Origin of the sequence: Novosphingobium nitrogenifigens DSM 19370 (genome assembly GCF_000192575.1) — a bacterium.
Lineage (GTDB): Bacteria > Pseudomonadota > Alphaproteobacteria > Sphingomonadales > Sphingomonadaceae > Novosphingobium > Novosphingobium nitrogenifigens.
Genome location: NZ_GL876930.1, coordinates 1 through 6,837 on the forward strand (window position 1 = coordinate 1; position 6,837 = coordinate 6,837).

5 protein-coding genes are annotated in these 6,837 nt (G+C 56.4%); all 5 read right to left on the reverse strand.

Going from position 1 to position 6,837, the window contains the following annotated elements:
- Position 1: 1 nt before the first annotated feature.
- The 5 genes from Y88_RS18770 to Y88_RS19760 all read right to left on the reverse strand — a co-directional run bounded on the left by Y88_RS18770 (position 2) and on the right by Y88_RS19760 (position 6,683).
- On the reverse strand, positions 2 to 619 hold the full coding sequence (locus tag Y88_RS18770) for a CDP-alcohol phosphatidyltransferase family protein (RefSeq protein WP_157132610.1): 618 nt from the start codon (positions 617 to 619) through the stop codon (positions 2 to 4).
- Positions 620 to 949: 330 nt separating this feature from the next.
- Positions 950 to 2,137 carry a polysaccharide biosynthesis/export family protein gene (locus tag Y88_RS07940; protein WP_036500743.1) on the reverse strand — a complete coding sequence of 396 codons (1,188 nt, stop codon included), beginning with the start codon at positions 2,135 to 2,137 and terminating at the stop codon, positions 950 to 952.
- 150 nt (positions 2,138 to 2,287) lie between these two features.
- Entirely contained in the window at positions 2,288 to 4,513 is a 2,226-nt protein-coding gene (locus Y88_RS07945) for a glycosyltransferase (protein WP_157132611.1), read from the reverse strand.
- A 10-nt stretch (positions 4,514 to 4,523) separates the two neighbouring features.
- Positions 4,524 to 5,162 carry a class I SAM-dependent methyltransferase gene (locus Y88_RS19155; RefSeq protein WP_157132612.1) on the reverse strand — a complete coding sequence of 213 codons (639 nt, stop codon included), beginning with the start codon at positions 5,160 to 5,162 and terminating at the stop codon, positions 4,524 to 4,526.
- Between the two features lie 39 nt (positions 5,163 to 5,201).
- Complete coding sequence (locus Y88_RS19760; RefSeq protein ID WP_008067982.1) at positions 5,202 to 6,683, reverse strand: ABC transporter ATP-binding protein; 1,482 nt, start codon at positions 6,681 to 6,683, stop codon at positions 5,202 to 5,204.
- Positions 6,684 to 6,837 lie beyond the last annotated feature (154 nt).

Consider the following 6,837-nt stretch of genomic DNA (forward strand, 5'->3'; position numbering starts at 1 on the left):
CCTAGTATCGTGGAGGATCGATCTTCGCCAACGTGCGGGCGGTCTTGGCTGAATGGGTGATAACGGTGACAAGCAAGCCAACCGCGAAACTCGCAATGATCACATCATATAAGGTGATCTCCCCCCCCATGACCACGCTATGCGGGATTGGCAGGACAGCCGCCGACGCGGTGCAGGCGATGATGCCCAAACGCACCTCGGTCGGCCCTACCCCGCCGAAGCTCACTTGGAACACTCCGGTTGCAAGGCACGTGGTGAGTGTCGAGATAACCACCAAATAGTAACAGATGAGGGCAAACAACGCGACATCGAGATGAGCCATCGGAGACAGGCCGAAGCCCACCGCAACAAAGGCCATGGCGAAGCCGTCGACGGTATGGTCTATGAAGAAGCCGTACTGCGGACGCTCAGCACGGCGATAACGCGCGATGGTTCCATCTAGGCTATCGCCAAACCAGTTCAGCACAAGGCCGCCAACTGCCACCCATAAAAAATGGGGATGGACGCGACCGAGCCAGTCACCCAAACAAGTGATAATAGCACCAGCGAACCCCAGAACAGTCAGGTCATCAGATTTTACCCATAGTGGAATATTTTTGCATAAATAGCCTAATGCCACACGCTCATAGCGCCCAACCCATGAATCATGAAATCTTTGCACATCTACACTCTGAAATTCTCGATATTAAAAATCAAGTAGCCAAAAATACATTCTTCGTAAAAATACCTATATTATGCGAAAGGCTGAAAGATACAATTCAAAAAAGGTACCTCACCGCCCGCATTTAATGGATACCATCATCGACGCCCCTTTGCAGCCGTTTAAATTGACACCAGCCCATCTCAGCTTGCCCTACCTCCGGCGCGCTCATCACGCCAGGTTATGACTGGCGCGAAAAGGCGCATCCACTTTCGCTCCGGATCGGACGCAACCGACTGTGGGAGCGCGTCACGGCACCGAATTGGCAATGCCTCCCACCGAAAAGGCTATTTGCGACACAAGGCCGACAAACTTCTGAAGATCAACCAGAGGCGCATTCGACACGTAGAGGATATCCTTGTCGTGCATGGGAAATTTCTGCATGACGAAGAATGTCGCGGGATTGCTCATGTCAATGCGGTAGACAACCGGGATTTTCCCTTCGGCCGTGACCAGCGATCCGTCGCGCAAATCCTGCGGCAGGGCCTGCGAGTCCTCTAGACGGAAGACGAAGACACCTTTGACGTCGGCGCGGCTATCCTGCAAGCCACCCACCCGCGCGAGGGCTTGGGCCAGCGTGATTCCGGTGCCTTCGAAATTAACTTCGGTATTGGCCGCAACTGCGCCCATCGCCTGGAAGCTGAACGGCTGATAGAGTGCTGTCACCACGTCATCGTTGAAGAGCGAGATGTTTTCGCCCGGATCGCGGATGATCGCACCCAGCGGCCGCGACGCCACCGTGGTACCCCGGGTGACCTGGATGAGCACCTTGTCGACCGGCTGCCGAACCCCGCCAGCACCAGTCAAGACATCGAGCAGGCGCTCATTCTTGGTCGTGAGCGGGATCCGTCGACTGGACTGGACATCCCCCGCAACGATCACCCCATCGGCCTGGTTGTCCGCGATCCTGACCGAAACCTGCGGATCGTGCGCCTTGCTCGACAGCCGCGCGGCGATCTCGGTCGCGACATCTTCGGGCGAGCGGCCAAGCGCCCGTACCCGCCCGACAAACGGCACGGTGACGACGCCCTCAGCATTGACGACCTGGCCTTGGAACGATGTACCGGTCCCCGTAGAAGAGGCACCGGGCAGCAGCAGCGCCGACGCGCTGGGGAATAGGACCGCCGGGGGTGATTCCCAGACCGAAATGTCGAGCGTTGCACCCGGACCGATAAGTCCATGCCGTTCCTGCGCCACACCGAATATGCGTGCGAAGGAATGATCCGCCTGTGTCGCAAGGATGGTGCGCACGACGGTATCGTTGACCTCGATCACCTTGACCCGCGCATTCTCGGGCCGGACCTCGCGAATGGCACGTGCGGTAGGCCCGGAGGCCCCCAGCGAGTTGCAGCCTGTCAGGCTTGCCATCGCCGCCAGTACAACGCCGGCGGCGATGGCAGACCGCAAATACGCCCAACGCGAGGAGATGTAACTCATGGGACCTGTCATACTCCGGACGCCTGCCTCAGGGGGTCTGGCGTCAATGTGCCGTTTCGGCTCGCGATCACGCCGCGAAAACGAACGCAAGTCGAACAATTCGCGAGGCCAGAGGAGCCTGCTCGTGTCAAAGGGAGCCATTCTGGACAATCAACCGAAAACCGCGGACATCGACTTCAGGTCAAAGCCACCATCCGCCAGTTCGCGGAATGCTTCTGCCGATGCCCGTTCGATCCGCGCTGCCTTGAGCAAGTGGTAGTGCATCTCCTCGGGCTTGTCCCAGGATTTGTAGAGCCGGCCGATCTGCAAATGTGCGTCCCGGTCGTCGGGTCTGAGTAACAGCGCGGCCTGATAGGCCGCCTCGCTCTCTTCAAGCCGCTGAGCCTCTTTTAGACAGTTACCCATTTGCACCAGATGATCGAACGAGCGATGGAATTTCAACCCCTCCGCATAGGCTTCCGCCGCATCGTTCCACCATTCGCGGTCGCGCAGCCGATCCCCGCGCTCGAAATGCCGGCTAGCAACGGGCGGTATCTTGATAGCGCCAAAGCCGGGCAGCGCAGGGCGGCGAAACCACCGCAGGCCAAACAATGACACGCGCGGGCTGTCTTGCAGACTAGCGACACTCTGGCGCATATTGCGGATGGTCACGCCCTTGAACAGGAAATTGCAGTTCTTGCGCCGCTTGACCATGATACGGAATTCGACGACCGCCCCCTCGCTGGCGATCGGGAACAACAGGCGCGGCGGGCCGCTCGCCTGGAGTTGCTTGGCCGTAACCCGCATGCGCGCGAGCGGGGCGCCTCCTTCGACCGCAACGTCGAGTTCAAGTACGGCGGAAGGATCGCCGTTCAGCTCGGCTTCCAGCTGGAATTCTGCCGCAAAGTACCCCCGCACAAAACGTTCATAGGGCCCGAAGATGATATGACTTTTGCTCTCGCTGGTCGGTTGGGCTGAAAAGGCAATGCCGTCAGACAGCCGCCGTCCGCCAGCCGTCACGAATTCACGGTGGGAGAAAAGCACAAAGTCAGCCGGCGCCTCATGCGCAGGAAGACGATCGAGCCCCCTGTCGAAGGCCAGCAACGCTTCATAAGACTGGATATCGTAGACCGTGACCAGATTCTCCCCGGCCTCGCACGGCTGGAGCGGGCGAAGGGCCGGGGTATCGGTCTCGCGAGCGACAGCCCGATCCAGTTCGGCCTTGACCCTGGCCGCCGCCATCCCCGCGGCCGAAGTCGGCAAGACCGGTTCGGCAGCCCAATAACCGGATGCTCCCTCAATCGCCGCAGTCAACTGCCCGGCCACGACCGATGCGGTATAAGTATGCAGAATGGAGTCCTGCACCGCCTCCCAATCGGCCCGCGCGTCACCTTTCTCGATGACCCGCACCGCGGCGATGGCGCGTTCGAAATCAAGCGAGTCCAGAGTAAAGGGATGGTGCTGCATTAGTTCGCGCAGCGCAGTCCGCCCCCAGCAAATCACCGGAACACCAACACGCATTGCCTCGAACACCGGCATGCCGAACCCCTCGTGCTCCGAAAAGCAGACGAAAACATCGGCAGCCGCATAGGCAGCGTGCAAGTCACCTTCGCTGACTTCGCCCTTCAGCAGGACTTCGACAGAGCAGTCTGCAGCCTGCTGGATGAGGTCGGCCCGCAGCGTTGTCGCCGGATCGTCGCGTCCGAGAAACGTGACCGAAACCGGTCGCGCCAACGCGTTCTGCAAGGCAGCCGCGAAACGCAGCACATGCCGATGCCCCTTGTGCGCGACGACACGACTGACGAACAACAGCCGGATCGGTTGGTCCGCCGCGCGGACCGGCAGCGACCGTTCCACAGCGAACGGCTTGGACACATCGGGAAGTTCGAGAAAACGACTTCCGGGATAGACGACTGCCGCCCTGTCACCGTCCGCCCCCAAGACCTTCAATTGATCCAACGTGAAGTTGGAATTGACCCAGAACCGGATATTCTCGTGATTTATAAAGTTCAAGATCGTCCGAAAACCTGCCACCGTCCGATTAGCCGAATTGCGATGGCTCGCGCCATAAAACCACGGCGGAGTATTGTTGTGCCAACGAACAATAAACTGACACCCAGAATTTATTACATATTCATCAATTATTGGCCATCCATCGCAGTAGTGATAGATTGTGACAACATCAGGAAATTCTTCCAGATACGTCCAGTAATCATCGACCGGCTCGATCTCTACTCCCAGGTGGAGCGCACGATCAAACTTCGAGGCAAAGAGCCTTACACCCTCCCCACCACACAATGCCTTAATCAACTGAAATTGGAAAATGGCATCATAGCCTATTGAGTCGCTTTTTTCAAACAACCCTTCGACAACTACTGCAAAACGACCAAAATTCATGATACAACTTTCAAGCGCCGATGCGAGAAAAAATCATGACACGATGCGAATAACCAAAAATCTTTGAATGCTCTTCTTCTGCGAACCTTTGGGTCGCCTCTTCATCAAAGCGCGCGCCAGTCTGCTTGACAACAAAATCCACCCACCAGCGAAAAGGCTCGAAGATAAGATGGGTCGGCTCATTGGGATCAAAGGTCTCGCCATTTTCATACGTCGCAGGCACGACAAGAAGATCGCGACGCGTCGCCTGCCAGAGATTATTGATCGCAAAGCCTAGTCGCTCTGGCAAAATGTGCTCAACAACGTCATAACTATAGACCAAATCGTACTGCGAGTTGACCAAGTTCTGAGAAAAATCACTCCGCTTTATTCGCGGGGTGCCTGCATACTCGACAGCCCAGTCTGAAATGTCGACACCATGAGCATCGACGCCAATTTCGGCCAGACGCTTGACATCATGACCGACCGCGCAACCAGCATTGAGAGAATTGAGCGGACGAAAAAATCGATGCAGCGTTTCGGCAAGAATACGTGACGGCCCGTAGGAAGCCTCTGCATATCCACTATAATTACTCTTGGTATGATCGCCCTGAAAATACTCCTCATTATAAACTTCACGCGTACTATTTTCGCATTCTTTATTTATCATAATTTAATTCCCATTAATTAAAATAATTATATTATAATGTTAATGCTTATTTTTTAATGCAACTTTAGTCAACGGCCAGTCGAGAAACATGCCTTCCGAAAAAAATACGGAAAGTGCAGACTCACCCTCAGCGACCCGATCAATCAGGCATTGCCGCTCACCGGCACGCAAGCCCGGTAGGAATATTGCGATAGCCAGACTTAACCAATTGTCGTCATCAATGATGTCCAGTACACGCGACTCATTCCCTTGCTCCCCATGGTCAGTCCGACCTGAACCAGCAAGATCGCAATGAGAGTCCGCCACCATGGCGGCAACCAGCGCATCAAGTGTTGCAGACACGCGAAGCAAGTGAAGGACATTTGCGTCATCCACCTGGACGCCCTGCCACAAGATGCGCGTCAAGATCATCACATCGGGCTTGCCGGGCAATTGTTCGCTCAATGGACCGGGCCTGAATGCGCGGACCGGGTATTGCTCAACATCTAACCCCTGCTGCTCGATCACAAAGCGCAAGTGCACGTCGACATTGATTACCGGCTCACCATGCGCACAGGCCGTTCGATAGGAGATTTCGGCGCCAATAAGATCTCCTTGCTCCTTAATGGCATGCCCAAGCACCGTCCAATAACTACGTTCATAAGGATAGAGCCTGAGTGCCGCCGCGTATGCCCGCTCGACAGCATTCCAGTCCTCCCCCCGCCGTGTCCACTCCGCTTTGTCTCGACACCAACTAGCCTCCCGTGCCAAAGCCTGAAAGCGGTCGTCGCGACTTGCTGACTGATAGGAGTTTTCCAACAAATGCAGGCGGTTGCGTATTGTCAGCACCGTCTTCGGGCGGGCCTGGTCTTCCACTGCCCGGTCCGAAACGCCGATCACCCGCTTAAACTCGCCATGCGCGACCTCAAAGTCATCGTATTGCACCAGCTTGCCTTCGTGGAGAACCGCCCAGCGCGTGCAGTGGTCGCGGATATACGCAGCATCGTGCGAAATGATGACCATGGCACGATCGGCGCGCTTTTCAAATAGTTCGAAATTGCATTTATCGTGAAAACGCGCATCGCCTACCGAGGCAATTTCGTCGATGAGAAAGCAGTCAAACTCGATGATCATCGAGATCGCAAACGCCAACCTCGCGCGCATACCTGAAGAATATGTTCGAATCGGTTCGCGCAGGTATGGACCTAGCTCTGCGAACTCTTCGACGAACTGCAGGTTCCGTTCGAAATCCTGCTTATATATACCGCTAATGAAACGGATATTGTCACGACCGGTCAGCATGTACTGGAAGGCCCCGCCAAATGCCAGCGGCCACGAGACCGACATGTGCCGCTCGACATTGCCGCTGGTTGCCTTTTCCGCACCGCTGATCAGCCGGATCAGAGTCGATTTACCGGCGCCGTTCCGTCCCAAAATACCGAGCCGCTCGCCTTTCGCGAGTTCCAAGCTCACACCGTCGAGCACCACCTTGTTACCAAAGCGGGTCGGATAGACCTTACGGACGTTGTTGACGCGGATCATTCCGGCACCACTCGGTTGGACAACTTGTGCACCTGCAGCAAAGCCAGCACCGAGACCACGAGACATAGCGGCAGCACATAGCCAAGCTCGTAATGGGCGTGCGCGCGGCGTCCAAAATATCCCTCACGCACGATTTCCACGCCATGGACCATGG

Coding starts and splice junctions, on each gene's coding strand:
- Y88_RS07940 (WP_036500743.1), bottom strand. CDS start 2,137: ATGAGTTACATCTCCTCGCGTTGGGCGTATTTGCGGTCTGCCATCGCC.
- Y88_RS07945 (WP_157132611.1), bottom strand. CDS start 4,513: ATGAATTTTGGTCGTTTTGCAGTAGTTGTCGAAGGGTTGTTTGAAAAA.
- Y88_RS19155 (WP_157132612.1), bottom strand. CDS start 5,162: ATGATAAATAAAGAATGCGAAAATAGTACGCGTGAAGTTTATAATGAG.
- Y88_RS19760 (WP_008067982.1), bottom strand. CDS start 6,683: ATGATCCGCGTCAACAACGTCCGTAAGGTCTATCCGACCCGCTTTGGT.